This is a genomic window from Curtobacterium sp. SL109, from assembly GCF_026672405.1.
In the GTDB taxonomy this organism is placed as follows: domain Bacteria; phylum Actinomycetota; class Actinomycetes; order Actinomycetales; family Microbacteriaceae; genus Curtobacterium.
This window is the reverse complement of sequence record NZ_JAPPRB010000002.1, coordinates 1,105,026-1,124,258: the sequence shown is the minus strand read 5'-3', so window position 1 is coordinate 1,124,258 and position 19,233 is coordinate 1,105,026. Positions and strand designations below refer to the sequence as shown.

The window sequence follows — 19,233 nt, the reverse complement described above, 5'->3', positions numbered from 1 at the left end:
GCCCGGGTCGGTTCGTCTAGCTGACCGCCCGGAGCGCGTCCGCGACCGTCGCCAGCGCCGCGTCGATCTCGTCCGCGACCCGCTCGTGCGTGCCCTCGGAGCGGCGGTAGGGGTCGTCCACGTCGTCGTCAGCGGGATCAGCGGGAGGCGGCACGACCCCGCGGAGCCGAGCCACCCGGTCGACCAGGTCCTGTGGGGAGCGCACGTCCGCCAGGTCGCCGGGCTCGAGCCCGTCCAGCACCCGCGCGAACTGCTTGATCGTGAACGTCCGCCGCGAGGCCCGCGGCGCGAGCGACACGACGGCCGCCCGGTGCGAGCGCTCGGCGGTGAGGACGAGGTCCGCACCCTCGACGATCTCGGCGGTCAGGTACCGGGACCGGTGCGCCGACGGGTCACCGCCGAGCCGACGGGACTGCGCCGCGGCGGTCTCGTCCATGGCGGCGCCGTCGTCGGCGATGGTCCCCGCGGACTCCACGACGAAGCCGGACGAAGCCCCGGACCCGGCTGCAGCCCCGGACCCGACCGCCGCCGATGCGCCGGGCGTCAGCCGAGCCTCCAGGACCTGCGCGCCCAGCGGCGACCGACAGATGTTGCCGCTGCAGACGAACAGGACGCGCATCAGGCCCCGCGCTCGCCGAGCAGGTCGTGCCGGACGACGATGGCGTCGCGGCCCGGGCCGACACCGATCGCGGAGATCCGCGCGCCGGACATGGCCTCGACCGCGAGCACGTAGTCCTGCGCGTTCTTCGGCAGGTCCTCGAACTCGCGGACGCCCGTGATGTCCTCGGTCCAGCCCGGGAAGTCCTGGTACACGGGCTTCGCGTGGTGGAAGTCCGACTGCGAGACCGGGACCTCGTCGACCCGCTGGCCGTCGACCTCGTACGCGACGCAGACGGGGATCGTCTCGAGCCCGGTCAGGACGTCGAGCTTGGTGAGCACGAAGTCGGTCACGCCGTTGATGCGCGCCGTGTACCGGGCGATCGGGGCGTCGTACCAGCCACAGCGACGCGGGCGCCCGGTGGTGGTGCCGAACTCGAAGCCGTTGGCGCGCAGGAACTCGCCCGACTCGTCGAACAGCTCGGTCGGGAACGGGCCGGCGCCGACGCGGGTCGTGTACGCCTTGACGATGCCGATGATGCGCTCGAGCTTGCCCGGGCCGATGCCCGAGCCGGTCGCGGCGCCACCGGCCGTCGCGGACGAGGACGTCACGAAGGGGTAGGTGCCGTGGTCGACGTCGAGCATGGTGGCCTGGCCGGCCTCGAACAGGACGGTCTCACCGCGTTCGAGTGCCCGGTGGATCTCGAGCGCCGTGTCCGCGACCATCGGCCGGAGCCGGTCGGCGAAGGACAGCAGCGACTCGACGACCTCTTCGGCGTCGATCGCCCGGCGGTTGAAGACCTTCACCAGCAGGTGGTTCTTCTGGTCGAGTGCTGCCTCGACCTTCTGCCGCAGGATGTTCTCGTCGAAGATGTCCTGGATCCGGATGCCGACGCGGTTGATCTTGTCGGCGTAGGTCGGGCCGATGCCACGGCCGGTGGTGCCGATCTGGCGCTTGCCGAGGAACCGCTCGGTCACCTTGTCGATGGTGCGGTGGTAGTGCGTGATGACGTGGGCGTTCGCGGAGACGCGGAGCTTCGACACGTCGACGCCGCGGGCCTTGAGGGCGTCGAGCTCCTGGAACAGGACCTCGAGGTCGACGACGACGCCGTTGCCGATGACCGGGGTGACCCCGGGCGTGAGGATGCCGGAGGGCAGCAGGTGCAGCGCGTACTTCTCGCCGCCGACCACGACCGTGTGCCCGGCGTTGTTGCCGCCGTTGAACTTCACGACGTAGTCGATGCGGCTGCCGAGGAGGTCGGTGGCCTTCCCCTTGCCCTCGTCGCCCCACTGGGCGCCGATGATGACTGCTGCGGGCATCTGGTTCTCCTCACGTTGGCGGAGGACCTCACACGGCGTCGGGCCGGTGGTCCACCCGAGTCTATCGGACGTCCATCTCCGCGTCACCGGGACGTCTGCCGATCGCACGGCGACCGCGAGCCGGATCGCGTTCGCCGCCCCCGACACCCGCTGGCCCCAGAACGGGGGACAATTCGTTCCGAATCGGAACGATCCCCCGGTTCCGACGTAGTGTTCGGAGCGCAGCGTTCAACTGACGATGCCTCGGGGTATCCCTCCCCGTCCTCCCGGTGCCACACCCGTGCGGCATCAACCGGTGCTCGTCCGAGCCCCGGTGCCCGATCGCCGTGCCGCCTGCCGCACGGAGAGAGCAGTTCAACGATGAACACGTCCTTCTGGACCAAGAAGGCCATGGCCCTGCCGGTCTGTGCCGCAATCGTCGTCGGCGGCGTCGCCCTCGTCGCCACCCCCGCCAACGCCGACCCGGCTGACCTCAAGGTCACCAGCCAGTCCGTCACCGGCGGCGTGCTGACCCTCACGGGCCTCGGCACCCCCGGCGAGAACGTGATCCTGCAGAAGGGCTTCCCGGCGGAGCGCTTCGTGATCGCCGCCGACGGCACCTGGAAGATCACGTACACGCTGCCCGACACCGCGGCGCACACCTACGAGCTCGACCAGCAGAAGGGTCTGAACTCCGACGGCAGCACCACGATCACCGTCGCCGCGCAGCCGGCCTTCGCCATCGTGAGCCACACGGTCTCCGGCCGCACGATCACGGCGTCCGGCACCGGCACCCCCGGCAACACGGTGCAGATCGACCCGCAGTCGGCCCCGATCGCCCGCACGCGCATCGACGCCACCGGCAACTGGTCCTTCACCTATGACATCCCCGCGAGCGCCGGCACCACCCCGGTGACGTACAACGTGCTCGAGGAGAACGACAACCTGCAGATCCAGGCGCAGGGCAGCTTCACCGCCGCCGCCGAGGCAGCGACCCCGGCCCCGGCGCAGTTCTCGGTCACCAGCCCGAAGAACGGTGCCACCGTCAGCTCCCGCACCGTCACCTTCACGGGCACCGGCCAGGAGGGCGACCAGATCAACCTGCTCGACACCGACGGCAACCGCCTCGGCGGCTTCGGCAACATCGCCCGCGTCGGCGCCGACCAGACCTGGTCGCTCTCGGTCACCTTCCCGGACGACGCAGCGCGGCAGCAGCCGGTCCGCGTGACGGACGTGCGCGGCGGCAGCGGTGCCGGCGACACGACCATCACGATCACCCTCCCCGCAGCCGCGACCGCCCCGGTCGCCACGCCCCTGACGCTGGTCACCCCGACCGACGGCTCCAAGGTCGCGTCGCGCACCGTGACGTACTCGGGCAAGGGCACCCCCGGCGACGCGATCGCCGTGGTCAGCGCCACCGGCGACGTCGTCGCCCCGGCCACCATCGTGACGGCGGACGGCTCGTGGACCACCACGGGCACGTTCTCCGACTCGGCGGCGACCACGCAGGACCTGACGGTCGGTGAGGTCGACTCCGACCTCACCGTCGTCGACTCGATCGACTTCTCGATCACCCTGCCCGCCGTCGCGACGGGCACCGCGCCGGTCACCGGCACCACGCCCGGCGCCGGCACCGCGCCGACCACGGGCACCCGCCCCGCCGGCACCCTCCCGGTCGTCGCAGGCTAGTCACACCAGATCCGCAGACGGGAGCACGACCATCGGTCGTGCTCCCGTTCGCGTTCCACCGGAGGAACCCCCGCATGCCCCGCACCCGCACCGTCCGGGTGGCGAGCACCACGCTCGCCGCCGCGCTCCTGCTCACCCTCGGCCTGACCGCCTGCACCACGCAGAGCACCACGACGAGCACGAAGCCGACGACGTCCCGGAGCGCGACCCCGACCCCGACCGCGGACCCGTACCGGGCACCGAGCGCGGCGGTCGTGTCGACCCTGCCCGAGGCGCAGTACGACGCCGTCATCGGCGGGCTGCTCCCCTACTACGACGCCACGATCCCGAAGACCGCTGACGAGTCCTACACGATCAGCGCCGACGCGCCGCTGTACGGCGACGACCGCGCGAAGCCGGTCGCCCGCCTGGCGGCGAAGAACTTCCTGGGCGACCCGACGGTGGTCGTCCCCGTCCAGGTGTCCGGTGCGTGGGCGATGGTGATGACGCCGGCGCGGCAGGCGCTCCCGTCAGCGGTGCAGTCCGGCGCCGCCGCGCAGAGTGCCGCGTGGATCCGTCGCGACCTGCTGACGAAGAAGACGGCGCTGGCGGACCACGTCGTGATCTCCGTCGGCAAGCAGACCGTCGCCATCGTCGGGACCGACGGCAAGACGGTCAAGGAGTTCCCGGCGGGCGTCGGCGCCGGCGGCACCCCCACCCCGACGGGCGTCGTCGGGTACATCCAGGCCCGCTACCTCGACCCGGCGCAGAACCAGACGGTGCACCCCATCCAACTGACGACGCTGCACTCGTCCGCGGCGGACGAACCGTACGGCGGCCACGACGGTGGCCTGATCGGCGTGCACTACGAGTCCGTCGCACGTGGAGCGGTCTCGCACGGATGTGTCCGGCTCGACGGTGACGCGGTGGACGCGGTCAACGCCCTGCCCCTCGGCACGGTCGTGCAGATCGTCGCGTAGCGCACGGACGTCGTCGTCCGACACTGGACCGACTCTCGGCATCCGGCGAGCACCGTGGGTGTCCCAGACCCACGACGACAAGGAGCACCACATGAGTGACCTCGGTGACAAGGCGAAGGACTTCATGAACAGCGACAAGGGCGAGAAGGCGACCGACGCCGGTCTCGACAAGGCCTCGGACGCGGCCGACAAGGCCACCGGTGGTGGCCACGGCGACCAGATCGACAAAGCGGCCGACGCCGCTGACGGCAAGATCGGTCACTGACCGCCACGACGGTCGGAACGACGAACGGGAGGCTCGGTGCCAGCTGGCACCGAGCCTCCCGTCGTTCTCATCCGCGGTCCGCGACCCGAACGCGTCCGCGTTGCCCTCACTGGGTCAGACCCGGAAGAAGTCGGCGTAGCTGGGGTCCCCCACCGGCTGGTTGTGGCCGGGCTCCGCGAGGCGCTCCTCGATCATCGCCTGGATGACGTCCGGCGGCGTGAGCCCGCGGCGGCGCCACTCGATCGGGTTCTGACGGAGCTGCATCAGGTGGTTCGTCGCTGCCATGGCTCCACCGTGGCACGCAGTCGCTAGTTTGTCTAACTACCTGTCCGGGAGCCGCACTCCCGGGCCATCTCGTGCGCGCGATCGCACGCGGAACGCGATCGAGGGAGCAGTGATCGTCGGGCCCGGACGTGCGACCCGACGATTCCTGCTCCCTCGACGTGGCTGACTAGCGCTTGGCCACCGGCGCGGTCGGCGTGGAGGTCGCCGAACCGTTCTGGTACCCCGTCGCCGACGCGGTCACACGGACCTGGAAGCGGTGTCCCGCGTCCGAGGAGCCGAGCTTGTACGTCTTCTCGTCGGCACCCTCGACGGCCACGCCGTCACGGAGCCACTGGAAGGCGTACGTGACACCGCGGGCGTTCCAGCTCCCGGGCTTCGCGGTCAGCTTCTTGCCCACCGTCGGCGTGCCCGACACGGTCACCGCGCTGCCTTCACGGAGCGCCAGGACCGGTGCCGCGACCGAGGCCGACAGCACGTCCGCCTGGTCGCCGACCGCGTTGTGCAGGTGCAGCAGCAGGATGCGCGGCGTCGTGGTGCTGTCCGCGGCGCGGGTCACCTGGAGCGAGCCGGCGTCGGAGAACAGCACACCGGCGGTGCCGCCCTGGGCGAATGCCAGCCCGGGAGCGGACGGGTCGAACGTGGCCGTGGAGGTCTCGTCGACCACCGCGGAGCCGCTCGTCGCCTGGGCCGGTGCGTACGCCGACTCGGTCAGCACCGAGTAGTCGAACGCCCCGGTGACACCGATCGCCTGCTGCGAGACCGTCAGGACCTTCACCGCGCTGTCGAACGTGTTGACGTCCTGCCCGGGCGCTCCGCCGTTGAGCGGCTGCGCGTCGAGCGTCTCCCCCGTGGCGAGGTCGATCGTCGTCGCGAGGGTGGCGTCCACCGCTGCCGACTTCGCGTCGTACACCAGGTAGTCCGGCGTGCCGTCGCGGTCCGTGTCGATGAGCACCTCGACGTTGGTCACGGCGCCGGGGTCGGCGTCCGGACCGGCCGTCTGCACACCGAACGCCAGCGTGCCGTCAGCCGCGCTCGCACCGAACGTGCGCACGTCGGCCGCCTGCAGCGACTGCTTCGCCGAGCCGTCCGGGAACGACTCCTGCGGGTCGGTGCCGCCGAGGACGAACGGGGCCACGAGGGCGCCCTCCACTCCGCGACCGGCGAGCGCCAGGTCCGCCGTGGACGACGTCGCCGCGAAGGTGACGTCCGAGCCGTGCACCGCGCTGACCGCCTTCGGGGCCGCGTAGGTCGCGAGACGCAGCGGGTTGTACCGCTGCTCGGTCGGCGTGAACGTCACGAGACCGGTGGCCGCGGCGACGAACTCGCGCTGGTAGCCCTGCTGGACCGACTCCTGGGTGGGGTCGATCGTGCGGGTCAGCTTCGTCGGGTCGGCGATCGTCATCGTCAGGGTGACGGTGGCGGTGCCGTGCGGGACGACCGTGACGCGCGGCTTGTCGATCGAGAACGCGACGCCGCCCTGGGCGACGCGGGACTCGTAGGCCACGTCGTACGTGTGCGGTCGGCCGTCCGTGTTCTTGATCTGCAGCGTGCGCTTCTCGGTGGTCGGCGAAGCGACCTCGACGACGCCGAACGACGCCGTGACGAGCTGGTCGTTCTCGACGCTCCGCACCGTGGTGCCGGCGGTGACCGCCTGGAGCGCGTCGACGCGGCCGGTGCCCTGTCGGAGCAGGGTGGCGGTGCCGTCACCGTCGCGGACGTCGTGCGTCGCGGTGTTCATCAGCGTCGCCTTGACGTCGGGGGCCGGCCACGTCGGGTGGGACTCGAACGTGAGCGCGGCGATGCCCGCCACGTCCGGCGTCGCCATCGAGGTGCCGCTCATCGACATGCGGCCGTCACCGGTGCCGTTGGCCGCGGAGATCACGTTGACCCCGGGGCCGGCGATGTCCGGCTTGACGATGTCGTCGAACGAACCGTGGACACCACGGCTGGTGAACTGCGCGAGCGTGTTCACCGCGTCGGCGTCGGTCGCCAGCTGGAAGCCCTTGAGCTCGTCGGCGAACTGCACGTGCAGGGTCCCGGCCTGGGCTGCAGCCTGCAGGCTCGCCGCGCTGTCCTTGGTCAGCTCGGCACCCGGGATGGTCGTGTTCCCCGCGATGCCGCTGTCGAAGGTGTTGATCGTCCCGGCGAGCAGGACGCCGACACCGCCGGCGGCCTGGACGTTGTTGAACCGGACACCGGAGCCGCACTCGAGGGCGCCGTCCGTCCACTTCAGCCAGACGACCTTGCCCTTGATCGCGGCGGCGTCCGCGGCACTGAACGCGGCACACCCGTCGATGTTCGTGGTCGGGACGACGACGTCACCCTCGACCGGCAGCGTGCCCTGGTAGTTCTGCGAGTACTGCGCGGCGTAGGTCTTCGCGACGTCCGCCGGGGCGGTCGCCCGGACACCGTCGAACAGGCTCTGGCCGGTGGCGCTCGCGGCGACCGTCAGGGCGCCCTCCGCGTTGCCCGGCGAGCCACCGATGTCAGTGAAGTCGTCGGCGTTGCCCGAGGCGATCACGGGCAGGACACCGCGGGCGGTGAGCGCGTCGATCTTCGCGTTGTCGGGGTCGTCCGGTGCGCCGTAGTCGGAGCCGAGCGACAGGTTGAGGACGTTGATGTCCTTGCCCTCGGTGAGCGCCTGGCCCACCCAGTCGAGCGCGGCACCCGTGACGTCGGTCGAACCGCCGGCGTCACCGAACACCTTGAGCGCGTAGAGACCGGCCTCGGGCGCGGTGCCCGGCCCGATCCACATGTCCTGGACCTTCTGCGCGGTGAGCTTCTTGTAGCTCCCGGTGAAGGTCGTCTTGTCGGCGGTCAGGCCGTAGCCGGCGATGGTGCCGGAGACGTGCGTGCCGTGGTCGCCGCCCTTGCCGTCGATGGGGTTCTCGTCCGGTGCCGGGGTCGGGTCGTACGCGGGGCTCGACGGGTCGGCGTTGTACGTGGGGCCGGCGAAGTCGTGGCCACCGAGGAACTTGTCGGCGTCGAACCAGCTGGGGTCCGGCGCACTCGTGCTCGCCAGCGCTGCGTCGTACGCAGCCGTGGTGCCAGGGCCGCCGAAGTCGGCCTGCGTGTAGTCGAGGCCGGTGTCGAGCACGGCGACGTTGACGCCCTTGCCCGTGTGACCGGTCTGCTGCCAGGCGTCGAGCGAGCGCGTGTAGATGTCGCTCGCCGCGTTCTTCGGCGTGACGCCGTCGACGCCGGGCTTGACCGCGTCGGGGTCGACCCCGCTCGGGGTGGAGCCGGCGACCTCGCTGCTGGTCGGGTCGACGATCTTCTTCGGCGTCAGCGGGATGACGCTGGCGACGTCGGAGCGCTCGGCGATCTCCTTGAGCGCCGACACGTCCGCGACGACCGCGACACCGGGGACGGTGTACTCGGTCGCGTAGAGCTCGGTCGCGTCACCGTCGGCCTGCTGCACCGCGGCACGCACCTTCGCGACCGTCGAGGTCACCGCGGACAGGCGCTGCTTCGCGGCCGTCGACGGGGTCTTCGAACGGGTGAGGTCACCGCCCTTGGCCTTGGCGTCGACGGCCAGCACACCCTCGCCGGTGGTCCGGACGAACGCGGCGACGGTCTTCTGCGGCTTCGCGTCCCGCAGCGGCGCCGCGAGCTTGAGGTCGGCAGCCGACAGGCCCGCGGGTGCGGCGGAGGCCGTCCCGCCGAGGGCCAGGCCGCCGCACGTCAGCGCGCCGGCCGCGGCGAGCGCGACCGCGATCCTGCTGATGCTGCGGCGTCTCGGGTCTGATGGAGTGGGTTGGCGCACGTGTTGCTCCGTCCGGGATGCTGGGGGAATTCCTCTGAAGCTATGTGTCTCCTCTCAGGGCAGGGAGTCGGCACTTTGGGGGACGGCACCCGAACGGGGCACACGAAGCCGTTAAGTTGCACAGGTGTGTGCAGGTTATTACGATGGCCACATGACCGGATCTGAGACACCTCCGCGCGCACCCCGCCGCGACGCCACCGAGAACCGGGCAGCCCTGATCGACGCCGCGAAGACAGCACTGCAGCGGGATCCGGACGCATCGCTCGAGACGATCGCGGCCGACGCCGGGCTCTCGCGCCGTGCGGTCTACGGGCACTTCCCCTCGCGTGACGACCTCGTCCGGGCCGTCGTGACCGCTGGCGCTGCCCGAATCCTCGCCGCGATGCCGACCACGACCGACCTCGGCGAACTGCCCCCGGCAGCGCGCATCGCGGCCATCGCCGTCACCCTGTGGTCCGAGGTCTCCCACGTCCGATCGATGGCGCGCATCGCCGTGCGGGACCCGTTCGGCGCCTCCGTCGCCGAGGTCTTCGCGCCGCTGCGGACCCAGGTGCGCGACGCCTGCGCGCTCGGCATCGCCGACGGCTCGATGCGCTCGGACGTCGACGCGGCCACACTTGGACGCCTGGTCGAGGGCGCGTGCATCGCGGTGCTCGACGAGGCCACCCGCTCCGGCACGTCGGACGAGGACGGCCGCCGCATGGTGGTCGTCTCGGCCCTCGGCATGGCGGGCATCGACTGGCGCACGGCGATGCTCACCGGACCCGTCAGCTCCGTCAGCTCCGTCCCCGAGGAGTCAGCATGACCACCATCGAGATCGACCACGCCGGCATCGGCGACGAGCCGGGCGCACCGCTGCCCGTCGTCTCGGCCGTCGCTGGTCCGCACCGTCCGGGCATCCTGGCCGTGGAGACCGAGCAGGCCCCGGTGCTCGCGTCGCTCGTCGCCGGCGGGCGGATGCAGCCCGACAGCGGCCGGGTGCTCCTCGACGGCCACGAGGACGCCGCTGCGCTCCGACGCACGGTGGCCCTCGTCGACACCCCGGGGATCGCCGAGCCCTTCCCGGTGATGACCCTCCGTCGGATCGTGCGCGAGGAGCTGGCGTTCGCCGAGCGCCGCCCCTCCCGCGAGCACGTCGACACCGTGCTCGACGAACTCGGCATGTCCGCGTACGCCGACACCCACGTGCAGCGCGTGCCCACCGACGTGCGGGTGCGGCTCCTGACCGAGCTCGCCCTGCTCCGCGAGGGTGTGACCGCGCTGGTCATCACGTCGCCCGAACGCCACGGCGGTGTCGTGGCCGACTGGTTCGCCGTCGTCCGTGACGTGGCAGCGCGCGGCGTCACCATCGTGCTCGTCACCTCGAAGGCCGCGGCCGAGACGGCGACGCAGCTCCTGGCGACCATCCCCGTGCCGGCCGACCCGAGCCTCCCGTCTGATCCTGTTCCCGACCCCGACGCAACCGCAGCAACCGCTCCCCTGGAGACCCGCTCGTGACCACCACCTCGCTCGTCCGCGCCGAACTCGCGCGACTCACCGCGACCCCGCTCGCACGCCTGGCGTTCATCGCGCTCATGGTGGTGCCGCTGCTGTACGGCGGCGCCTACCTCTGGGCCAACCGCGACCCGTACGCCAAGCTCGACCAGGTCCCGGCGGCCATCGTCAACCAGGACGCCGGCGCCACGCTCGACGGCGACACGGTGGACTACGGCAAGGACGTCGCCAGGCGCGCGATCGACGGCGACGACTTCAAGTGGGAGCGGGCCTCGGCGGCCGAGGCACGCGCCGGCGTGCGGAACGGCACCTACGACTTCGTGGTGACGATCCCGCACGACTTCTCCGAGTCGCTCGTGTCGGCGCAGTCCGACGACCCCAAGCGCGCACGGCTCGTGATGACGACGGCGGACACGAACTCCTACCTCGCCTCCACCATCGCGGAGCAGGCCGGCAAGACCATGCGCACCGCGGTGGCCGAGCAGGTCGGCAAGGAAGCGGCGAAGACCCTGCTCGTCGGGCTCGCCGACGTGCGGGACAGCCTCGGTGACGCGGTCGACGGCGCCGGCACGCTCGCGTCGGGTGCGGCGTCGGCCTCGAACGGGGCGGACCAGCTGGCATCGGGCACGAGCGCACTCCGGGACGGCGCGGCACAGCTCGCGTCGGGCACGAAGGCGCTGCCGGCACAGACCACGAAGCTGAACGACGGCGCACAGCAGGTCGCCACCGGAGCGGCGTCGCTGTCCTCCGGCCTGTCGACCCTGCAGGACGGGACGGCATCCCTGCCCACGCAGACCAGCCAGCTCGACGCCGGGGCCACGCAGCTCCAGTCCGGGCTGCACCAGCTGCGCGACCAGACGGCGACCCTGCCGGCCGACTCCGCGACGCTCGCGCAGGGCGCGTCCCGTGTCGCGGACGGCAACGCGCGACTCGCGGACGACGCCGCGCCGTTCATCGCCGGCGTCCAGCAGGTCGCTGCGGACTCCCCCGCCCTGGCGGCGCAGCTGAAGCCCGTGGTCGAGGCCTCGGCGCTGCCCGCCGACCAGAAGACGGCGCTGCTCGCCACGCTCGACCAGTTCGCGACGTCGGGCCAGCAGCTCGGCACCGGTGCAACGGCACTCTCCGGCAGCCTCGGCGCGCTGGAGACCGGCAGCGCGCAGGTGGCGGCCGGGGCGTCGGAGCTCGCGACGAAGGCCCCGAGCCTGACCTCGGGCGTGCAGCGGCTCTCCGACGGCTCGGACGCCCTCGCCGCCGGCACGGGGAAGCTCGCCGCCGCGGCACCGGCACTGTCGAACGGCATCGGGACCGCGGCCTCGGGTGCGTCCACACTGTCGGACGGCGCCGCGCAGGTCGCCTCGGGCACGTCGACGCTGGCTGCCTCCGCGCCGACCCTGACGAACGGGGCCCGGTCGCTCGCGTCGGGCACCGCGACGGCGGACGACGGGGCGAAGTCGCTCGCGTCCGGGCTGCACTCGCTGAAGTCCGGGTCGTCGAAGCTCGCCGACTCGCTCGACCAGGGCCGGACGAAGATCCCGGCGTCCACCGCGTCCCAGCGTGCGTCGCAGGCGTCGGTCATCTCCGACCCCGTGCGGGTCGGCGACGACAACGTGGCGGCGGCCGACAACTACGGCGCCGGCCTGGCCCCGTTCTTCATCTCGCTCGCGGCGTGGATCGGCATGTACGCGCTGTTCCTCATCCTGCGACCGATCTCCAAGCGCGCGATCACCGCGGTGAAGAAGCCCGTGCAGATCGTCCTCGGCGGGTGGCTCACGCCCGTGGTGCTCGGCGTCGTGCAGATGGTGGCGCTGTTCTTCATCGTGCGGTTCGCGCTCGACCTCGGCGTGCAGTGGCCAGCGGCGACGATCGGCGTGATGGTGCTGGCCTCGGCGACGTTCGCGGCGATCCTGATGGCGCTCAACGTGCTGCTCGGGTCCGTCGGGCAGTTCCTCGGCCTCGTGCTCATGCTCGTGCAGCTCGTCACGGCCGGCGGCACGTTCCCGTGGCAGACCCTGCCGGGGCCGTTGGCAGCGCTGCACTTCGCCCTGCCGATGTCGTACTCCGTCGACGCCCTGCGCCAGACGATGTACGGCGGGTCGACCGGTGCGGTGTGGTCCGACGCGGGCGTGCTGCTGTGCTGGATGCTCGGCGCGCTGCTGGTCACCTTCGTCGTGGCTGCTCGCCAGGGTCGCTCCCGCACGCTCCGCGACCTGCGCCCGAGCCTGATCGGGTAGGGCGCGGCGTCAGGGACGAGGGCGGCCGAGGGGGTCGACGGCCATGGAGCCGCCGAGCCAGCGGGTGTCCTCGTCGGGGAGCGCGTCGATCTCCGCGGGGTCGAGGACCGTCCGCGCATCGTCGACGGGGTGGAAGCCGATGGCCTCTCCCGCGGTGAGGTCGGCGGGCGTCCCGCTGTTCCGCGACAGCGCCCACACGACGTGGTGACCCGGCTCGGTGAGGTCGACCGTCGCGAGCACGAGCCGCGCGAGGTCGTCGGCCGACGTCCACATCAACAGGGCCCGGCGCGACGACGGTCGTTCCCCGAAGGCGCCGATCCGGGCGGAGACGATCGACATGCCGAAGCGGTCGGCGAACAGGCTGCCGAGCAGCTCCATGCCAGCCTTCGTGACGCCGTAGAAGCAGTCCGGCCGCGGGAGCCGGTCACCCGGGACGCTCCCGGCGGGGACGTCCTCCTCGACGCGGCCGACCGCGTGGATGGAGCTCGCCTGCACCACGCGGAGCACGCCGTTCTCGGCCGCACGCTCGAGGACGTTCTTCGTCCCCGTGAGGTTCGCCGTGACGAGGGCGTCCCAGTCGGTCTCGGACGGGATGCCCGCCAGGTGCACGATCGTGTCCACGCCGACGAGTGCGTTCTCCAGGGCGTCGAGGTCGTTGACCGACCCGAGCACCAGCCGCTCCCCCGCCACGACCGGGTCCTCGGGCGTCCGTTCGTCGAGCAGCACGAGGTCGTGTCCAGCGGCACGGAGCCGGGGGCGCAGGGCCGTCCCGATCCGCCCGGCCGCACCGGTGATGAGCAGCGTCGCCATGCGGCGGAGGCTACGCGGACCTCCCGAGGAGCGCCGCCAGGTGTGCCAGCGCCGCGGACGCATCCCGAAGCTGTCCTCGCAGACTCCCTACCCGCGCGCCTTCTGCGTGTAGATCGCGCCGGTGGAGAAGTCCTCCTCGAGCTGCTCGAGCGACCGGCCGTTCGTCTCCGGCACCTTCGTGATCGCGAAGACCAGCGCCAGGGCGTTCAGCACCGCGAAGATGAAGAACGTCGTCGAGATGCCCGTCGCGCTCACCACGATCGGGAACAGCGTCGACACCGCGAAGTTCGTCAGCCAGAGGATGAGCACCGTCAACCCCATGCCCACGCCGCGGAGCTTGAGCGGGAAGATCTCGGACAGCATCAGCCAGACGAGGGGTCCGATCGTGCCCTGCATGGTGCCGACGAAGCAGATGACGAACACGAGCACGACGACCGCGCGCAGGGTGCCCTCGGGCAGGACGAGCGACGACAGCCCGATGAGCAGGTGGAACACCGTCGTGCCGGTGAACCCGAAGACCAGCATCGTGCGCCGCCCGAAGCGGTTGATGACCCGCAGCGCCACGACCATCGCGAGCACGGCGATGATGCCCGAGCCGACGTTGGCGATCAGGGCCGTCGAACCGGAGAACCCGGACTCGGTGAGCACCTGCGTGCCGTAGTACATGATCGAGTTGATCCCGGTGAGCTGCTGCGCGACGGCCAGCCCGATCCCGATGAACAGGATCTTCCGGAGCCACGGTGCCGCCAGCAGGTCGCTGATGCGGGCGCGCTTGGCCTCGGCCTCCTGCGCGGCGAGCTCCTCGACCTCGGCCATCTCGGCCTCGGCGCGGTCGGCTGCGCGGATCTGCTTCAGGACGGCGAGTGCGTCGTCGCGGCGGCCCTTGCCGAGCAGCCACCGCGGGCTCTCGGGGACGGTGAACATCCCGATGAACAGGGCGATCGCCGGCAGCACCGCGACGGAGAGCATGTAGCGCCAGACGTTGCCGTCCTCGCTCCAGATCGTGCCGATGACCGCGTTGATGGCGAACGCCGCGAGCTGCCCGGTGACGATCATCAGCTCGTTGCGGCTGACCAGCCCGCCGCGGTTCTCGGTCGGGGCGAGCTCGGCGAGGAACACCGGCACGGTGACCGACGCACCGCCGACCGCGACGCCGAGGAAGAGCCGCGACACCATGAGGAACTCCCACGACGGCGCGAGGACGCAGGCCACCGCGGCGAGGAAGAACAGCACCGCGAGGGTGTTGATCGTGGGCTTGCGGCCCCAGGCGTCGGAGATGCGTCCGATGAAGAACGCCCCGATCGCGGCGCCGATGAGGATGGACGAGGTCATGAAGCCCTCGGCCGTGGCGTTCGGCACGAAACCCGAGTCGAGCATCGGTTGGAGGGCACCGTTGATGACGCCGGTGTCGTACCCGAAGAGCAGCCCGCCGAAGGTCGCGATGACGGCGACGACGCCGAGTCGCTTGGTGTGCGGGCCGTTCACGAGCGGGGGCAGCGCCCCTGTTCCGGATGCTGGGCTGGTCTGCGCGGTTGCCACTTGTCCTCCGTTGGTCAAGGAAACGGTCTCACGTCGGGCAGTGGTGCTGCGCCGCCGCGGGCTCATGTCATGACAATAAGACCAACTCGCCGAAAAGGAAAACCCCCGATCAGCGTTGGAGCGCGCCATCGGCATCGACACCACCCCAGGACACACCGCTACGATCGGATCACCCGAGCGGAGAGGTCGACGATGACTGTGGGAGACGCCAGACCAGCGACGATCTACGACGTCGCCGCCCGAGCCGGGGTGTCGAAGTCACTCGTCTCGCTCGTGCTGCAGCGGTCCCCGCGGGTGAGCGACCAGCGCCGAGCGGCCGTGCTGCAGGCGATCCAGGAGCTCGACTACCGGCCCTCCACCGCGGCCGTCTCGCTCGCGGGCACCCGCAGCCGGACCATCGGCGTGGTGCTCGACGACTTCCGCAACCAGTGGTTCGTCGACCTGCTGACCGGTCTGCGCGAGTCCCTGCAGGACCAGGGCCACCGCCTCGTCGTCGCCGACCGGTTCCTCAACACCGGGCTCGACGCCTCACCGGTCGAGGGCTTCCTCTCCATGCGCGTCGAGGGCATCGTCATCGCCGGCGAGCCCGACACCGACCTCGCCGTCCCCGCGTCCACGCCGATCGTCATCGCCGGTGGCCGGGTCGCGATCCCCCGCGCCGACACCGTCGCGAACGACGACCGCGCCGGTGGCCGGATGGCCGCCGAGCACCTCCTCGGCCTCGGCCACACCGCGCTCGGCTTCGTCGGCGCGCGGTCCGCAGCCGCCGTCGAGCGGCGGGCCGGCTTCGAGGCAGGGGTCGCGGACGCCCGCACCGGCGCGACGGTCGTCACCACGATCCTCCCGGAGGAACTGACCGAGGACGCCGGCATGCGCGCCGCCCGCGCGCTCTTCGACGAGCACCCCGACGTCACCGCGGTCTTCGCGGCCAACGACGTGATGGCGCTCGGTGCGATGTCGGAGCTCGCCGCCCGCGGCCTGCGCGTCCCGGAGGACGTCTCGGTCATCGGCTACGACGACACCCCGATCGCCGCGACGCGGTTCGTCGGCCTGACGAGCATCGACGACCGCAGTGTCGAGATCGGTCGCGGGGCCGGCGAGCGCCTGCTCGCCCGGATCGCGGACCCGGGCCTCGTCGCCACGGAGGTCCTCGTCGAGCCCCACCTGGTCGCGCGGCGCACGACCGCCCCGCGCTGACCCACACCCGGCCAGGAGGCCCGCCCGCCGTCCGTCAGGCCGCCGCAGGCGCCCGACGTGGCCGGGTCACGGCGTCGCGTGCCGGACGATCCACGTGTGCATGACGATCGCGGCGGCGGCCGAGGCGTTGATGCTCCGCGTCGACCCGAACTGGGCGATCTCGAGGTGGGCGTCCGCGCCGGCGACGGCCTCGTCGGTCAGCCCGGGGCCCTCCTGCCCGAAGAGGAACACGCAGCGCTCCGGGACCCCGGCGGTCTCGATCCGCTCGGCTCCCGGGGTGTTGTCGATCGCGATGACCGGGCGGCCCTCGGCGCGCATGGCCTCGAGGAACGCGGCCACGTCCGGGTGGTTCCGCACGTGCTGGTAGCGGTCGGTGACCATCGCGCCGCGGCGGTTCCAGCGACGGCGCCCGATGATGTGCACGGTGCCGGCCAGGAACGCGTTGGCGCTCCGCACGATCGACCCGATGTTCAGGTCGTGCTGCCAGTTCTCGATCGCCACGTCGAACCCGTTCCGACGGGTGTCGAGGTCGGCGACGATGGCCGCCATCGACCAGTACCGGTAGGCGTCGACGACGTTGCGGGTGTCGCCGAGGCGCAGCAGCTCCGGGTCGAACCGGGGGTCGTCCGGCCAGGGCTCCGGGTGCGGGCCGACCCCGTGCGTGGTGCGCTCGTGCGAGGGCTCGGGCTGGTCTGTCACGACTCCGAGGGTACGGCGGCCGCGGAGCCGACGGCGGCCACGCGGGCCTCGATGCCGGCGAGCAGGATGTCGAGGCCGAGGGCGAAACGGTCGTCGTACGAGTGCTCGCCGAGGATCTCGCCCACGAGCTGCTGCCGCTCGGGGCGTCCGGCCTCGGTGTCGCCGCGTCCGACCTGGACGCCCGCGTGCCCCACCACGAAGTCGTAGACGACGAAGAACGTGTACATCGCCTCGGCGTCGGGCAGTCCGGCCGCTCGGAGCGCCTGCACCACGGTGGCGACGACGACGTCCGACTCGCTCGACACCAGCGGCGCCCGACGGCTGTGCGACTCGAGCACGAGCGGGTGCGTGGTCATCAGCTCCCGGAAGGTCACGGCGAAGGTCCGGACGACGTCCTGCCACGCGGTGGGCCAGACGAACGTCGCGGTGAACTCGTCGACGGTGCGGCGGACGAGCTCGGCGTGCAGGTCGTCGAGGCCGCCGATGGTCCGGTGGACGGTCATCGGCGCGACGCCGAGCCGGAGCCCGAGGGCGCGGAAGGACAGGCGGTCGAGCCCGTCCTCGTTCGCGATGGCGGTCGCGGCGTCGACGACCTGCTCGCGACTGAGGACGTTCGGGCGCCCGCGTCGGCGGGGCTGGGTCGCGGGACCAGGGGACGTGGCCGTGGCGGTCGGGTCGACGAGCACGAGCTCCTCCTCGGATCGGGACGTGTCCGGACGACCCTAGCGAGGTCGTTCTCGGCGCACCTGAGCGTGGCAGGGACGGCCAGTAGGGTGTGCCACATGGCATCCCGCGACGAAGTCGAGTGCTGGCTGACGGACATGGACGGCGTGCTCGTGCACGAGAACCACGCGCTGCCCGGAGCACCTGAGCTGATCCAGCAGTGGCTCGACGAGGGCACCGAGTTCCTGGTGCTCACGAACAACTCGATCTTCACGCCGCGCGACCTCAGCGCCCGGCTCCGCGGGTCCGGCATCCACGTGCCCGAGGACCGCATCTGGACCTCCGCCCTCGCGACGGCCGACTTCTGCAAGTCCCAGATGCCCGGCGGCTCTGCGTTCGTGATCGGCGAGGCCGGCATGACCACCGCCCTGCACGAGGCCGGCTTCATCATGACCGAGACCTCGCCCGACTACGTCGTCGTCGGCGAGACCCGGAACTACTCGTTCGAGGCCATCACCAAGGCCGTCCGGCTGATCCGCGACGGCGCCCGCTTCATCGTCACGAACCCCGACGCGACGGGCCCGAGCGCCGAGGGCGTCCTGCCGGCCACCGGGGCGATCGCCGCGATGATCGAGAAGGCCACGGGCAAGCAGCCCTACGTGGTCGGCAAGCCGAACCCGATGATGTTCCGCTCGGCGATGAACCGCATCGGTGCCCACTCGGAGAACACCGGCATGATCGGCGACCGGATGGACACCGACGTGCAGGCCGGCATCGAGGCCGGGCTGCACACCGTGCTCGTCATGACCGGCATCAGCGACCAGGCCGAGATCGACCGCTACCCGTTCCGCCCGAGCGAGGTCATCTCGGGCGTCCACGAGCTCGTCCGCGCGGAGCCCATCGAAGTCGAGATGTAGGACGGTGCGCTGGGACCCGGCCCGCTACGCGGCCTTCACGGATGAGCGGTCGCGGCCGTTCCATGACCTGGTCGCGCGGATCGCGGGTCCCTTCCACCACGGCCAGGAGGCTCCCCGTCGCGTCGTCGACCTGGGGTGCGGTCCCGGGGCCCTCACGGCCACGCTCGCCGGCCGCTGGCCGACGGCCCGGGTCGTCGGGGTCGACTCCTCGGCGGAGATGCTGGCGGACGCGGCACCGGTGGCCGCGGACCACCCCACCTGTCGTTCGAGCTGGGCGCGATCGAGGACTGGACGCCCGGCCCCGAGGACGACGTCGTCGTGACGAACGCTGCGCTGCAGTGGGTGCCGTCCCACACCGGGCTCCTCCCGCGGTGGCTGGACGCGATGCCCGACGGCTCGTGGTTCGCGATGCAGGTGCCCGGCAACTTCGACTCCCCGTCGCACGCCCTCATACGGGCCGTCGCTGCCGAGGGCCCCTGGGCGTCGGCGCTCGACGGCGTGCTGCGCGCGGACCCGGTCCACGACGGTGCGGGGTACCTCGACCTCCTCGACTCCGCCGGCTTCGCGACGGTCGCGTGGGAGACTACCTACCTGCAGCTGTTGGCGGGCGAGGACCCGGTGCTCGCCTGGGTCCGGGGCACGGGACTCCGACCGGCGCTGGCCACGCTCGACGCCGCCGACCCGACGGGTGGGATGACCGCCGCGTTCGAGGCCGACTACGCCGCTCGTCTGCGGAAGGCCTACCCGAGCGGCCCCCACGGCACCGTGTACCCGTTCCGTCGCGTCTTCGCCGTCGGTCGCAAGCGCTGACCCGACGCCCCTC

18 protein-coding genes are annotated in these 19,233 nt (G+C 71.8%); 10 read left to right on the top strand and 8 right to left on the bottom strand.

The features are described from left to right. Positions 1–16: 16 nt before the first annotated feature. Positions 17–619 (bottom strand): arsenate reductase/protein-tyrosine-phosphatase family protein, encoded by a 603-nt coding sequence (locus tag OVA28_RS06840; RefSeq protein ID WP_268096303.1) that lies wholly within the window; start codon positions 617–619, stop codon positions 17–19. Next, positions 619–1,917, bottom strand: a complete 1,299-nt coding sequence (locus tag OVA28_RS06835; protein WP_194627786.1) for an adenylosuccinate synthase — start codon at positions 1,915–1,917, stop codon at positions 619–621. Before OVA28_RS06835 ends, OVA28_RS06840 begins: the two co-directional genes overlap by 1 nt. 360 nt (positions 1,918–2,277) lie before the next feature. On the opposite strand from OVA28_RS06835, the gene OVA28_RS06830 reads away from it, so the two are divergent. The 3 genes from OVA28_RS06830 to OVA28_RS06820 all read left to right on the top strand — a co-directional run bounded on the left by OVA28_RS06830 (position 2,278) and on the right by OVA28_RS06820 (position 4,809). After that, entirely contained in the window at positions 2,278–3,585 is a 1,308-nt protein-coding gene (locus OVA28_RS06830; protein ID WP_268096302.1) for a hypothetical protein, read from the top strand. 74 nt (positions 3,586–3,659) lie between these two features. Further along, entirely contained in the window at positions 3,660–4,544 is an 885-nt protein-coding gene (locus tag OVA28_RS06825) for a L,D-transpeptidase (protein ID WP_268096300.1), read from the top strand. A 91-nt stretch (positions 4,545–4,635) separates the two neighbouring features. After that, positions 4,636–4,809 carry an antitoxin gene (locus OVA28_RS06820; protein WP_194660038.1) on the top strand — a complete coding sequence of 58 codons (174 nt, stop codon included), beginning with the start codon at positions 4,636–4,638 and terminating at the stop codon, positions 4,807–4,809. 114 nt (positions 4,810–4,923) lie between these two features. On the opposite strand, the gene OVA28_RS06815 is transcribed toward OVA28_RS06820, so the two are convergent. Then, entirely contained in the window at positions 4,924–5,094 is a 171-nt protein-coding gene (locus tag OVA28_RS06815; RefSeq protein ID WP_268096299.1) for a hypothetical protein, read from the bottom strand. A gap of 166 nt (positions 5,095–5,260) precedes the next feature. Continuing rightward, on the bottom strand, positions 5,261–8,860 hold the full coding sequence (locus OVA28_RS06810) for a S8 family peptidase (protein ID WP_268096298.1): 3,600 nt from the start codon (positions 8,858–8,860) through the stop codon (positions 5,261–5,263). A gap of 151 nt (positions 8,861–9,011) precedes the next feature. Between OVA28_RS06810 and OVA28_RS06805 the strand changes: the two genes are divergently transcribed. Genes OVA28_RS06805 through OVA28_RS06795 form a run of 3 tightly spaced genes read left to right on the top strand, consistent with a single transcriptional unit; the run spans position 9,012 to position 12,585 of the window. Next, positions 9,012–9,665, top strand: coding sequence for a TetR/AcrR family transcriptional regulator (locus OVA28_RS06805; protein ID WP_194660035.1), 654 nt, complete (start codon positions 9,012–9,014; stop codon positions 9,663–9,665). Then, positions 9,662–10,357 carry a hypothetical protein gene (locus tag OVA28_RS06800; protein WP_268096297.1) on the top strand — a complete coding sequence of 232 codons (696 nt, stop codon included), beginning with the start codon at positions 9,662–9,664 and terminating at the stop codon, positions 10,355–10,357. Before OVA28_RS06805 ends, OVA28_RS06800 begins: the two co-directional genes overlap by 4 nt. Next, the gene (locus tag OVA28_RS06795) at positions 10,354–12,585 is read left to right on the top strand and encodes a YhgE/Pip domain-containing protein (RefSeq protein WP_268096296.1); all 2,232 of its coding nucleotides are present in this window, start codon (positions 10,354–10,356) and stop codon (positions 12,583–12,585) included. The genes OVA28_RS06800 and OVA28_RS06795 overlap by 4 nt, the downstream gene beginning before the upstream one ends. Before the next feature lie 9 nt (positions 12,586–12,594). Here OVA28_RS06795 and OVA28_RS06790 read toward each other — a convergent pair whose 3' ends face one another. Together OVA28_RS06790 and OVA28_RS06785 are read right to left on the bottom strand one after the other, a co-directional pair. Continuing rightward, positions 12,595–13,395 (bottom strand): NAD-dependent epimerase/dehydratase family protein, encoded by an 801-nt coding sequence (locus OVA28_RS06790; RefSeq protein WP_268096295.1) that lies wholly within the window; start codon positions 13,393–13,395, stop codon positions 12,595–12,597. A gap of 87 nt (positions 13,396–13,482) precedes the next feature. Next, positions 13,483–14,934 (bottom strand): sugar porter family MFS transporter, encoded by a 1,452-nt coding sequence (locus tag OVA28_RS06785; RefSeq protein WP_326493743.1) that lies wholly within the window; start codon positions 14,932–14,934, stop codon positions 13,483–13,485. Positions 14,935–15,126: 192 nt separating this feature from the next. On the opposite strand from OVA28_RS06785, the gene OVA28_RS06780 reads away from it, so the two are divergent. After that, entirely contained in the window at positions 15,127–16,131 is a 1,005-nt protein-coding gene (locus OVA28_RS06780; protein ID WP_268096294.1) for a LacI family DNA-binding transcriptional regulator, read from the top strand. 66 nt (positions 16,132–16,197) lie between these two features. Here OVA28_RS06780 and OVA28_RS06775 read toward each other — a convergent pair whose 3' ends face one another. Both OVA28_RS06775 and OVA28_RS06770 read right to left on the bottom strand, forming a co-directional pair. Continuing rightward, positions 16,198–16,830, bottom strand: coding sequence for a TrmH family RNA methyltransferase (locus tag OVA28_RS06775; RefSeq protein ID WP_268096293.1), 633 nt, complete (start codon positions 16,828–16,830; stop codon positions 16,198–16,200). Next, on the bottom strand, positions 16,827–17,516 hold the full coding sequence (locus OVA28_RS06770) for a TetR/AcrR family transcriptional regulator C-terminal domain-containing protein (protein WP_268096292.1): 690 nt from the start codon (positions 17,514–17,516) through the stop codon (positions 16,827–16,829). The genes OVA28_RS06775 and OVA28_RS06770 overlap by 4 nt, the downstream gene beginning before the upstream one ends. A gap of 96 nt (positions 17,517–17,612) precedes the next feature. Between OVA28_RS06770 and OVA28_RS06765 the strand changes: the two genes are divergently transcribed. Genes OVA28_RS06765 through OVA28_RS19100 form a run of 3 tightly spaced genes read left to right on the top strand, consistent with a single transcriptional unit; the run spans position 17,613 to position 19,220 of the window. Continuing rightward, entirely contained in the window at positions 17,613–18,410 is a 798-nt protein-coding gene (locus tag OVA28_RS06765; protein WP_268096291.1) for an HAD-IIA family hydrolase, read from the top strand. A gap of 4 nt (positions 18,411–18,414) precedes the next feature. Beyond that, positions 18,415–18,732 (top strand): methyltransferase domain-containing protein, encoded by a 318-nt coding sequence (locus OVA28_RS19105; RefSeq protein ID WP_326493742.1) that lies wholly within the window; start codon positions 18,415–18,417, stop codon positions 18,730–18,732. Beyond that, a complete protein-coding gene (locus OVA28_RS19100) occupies positions 18,729–19,220 on the top strand; it encodes a hypothetical protein (RefSeq protein WP_326493741.1) in 492 nt (163 codons plus the stop codon). Before OVA28_RS19105 ends, OVA28_RS19100 begins: the two co-directional genes overlap by 4 nt. Positions 19,221–19,233: the final 13 nt, after the last annotated feature.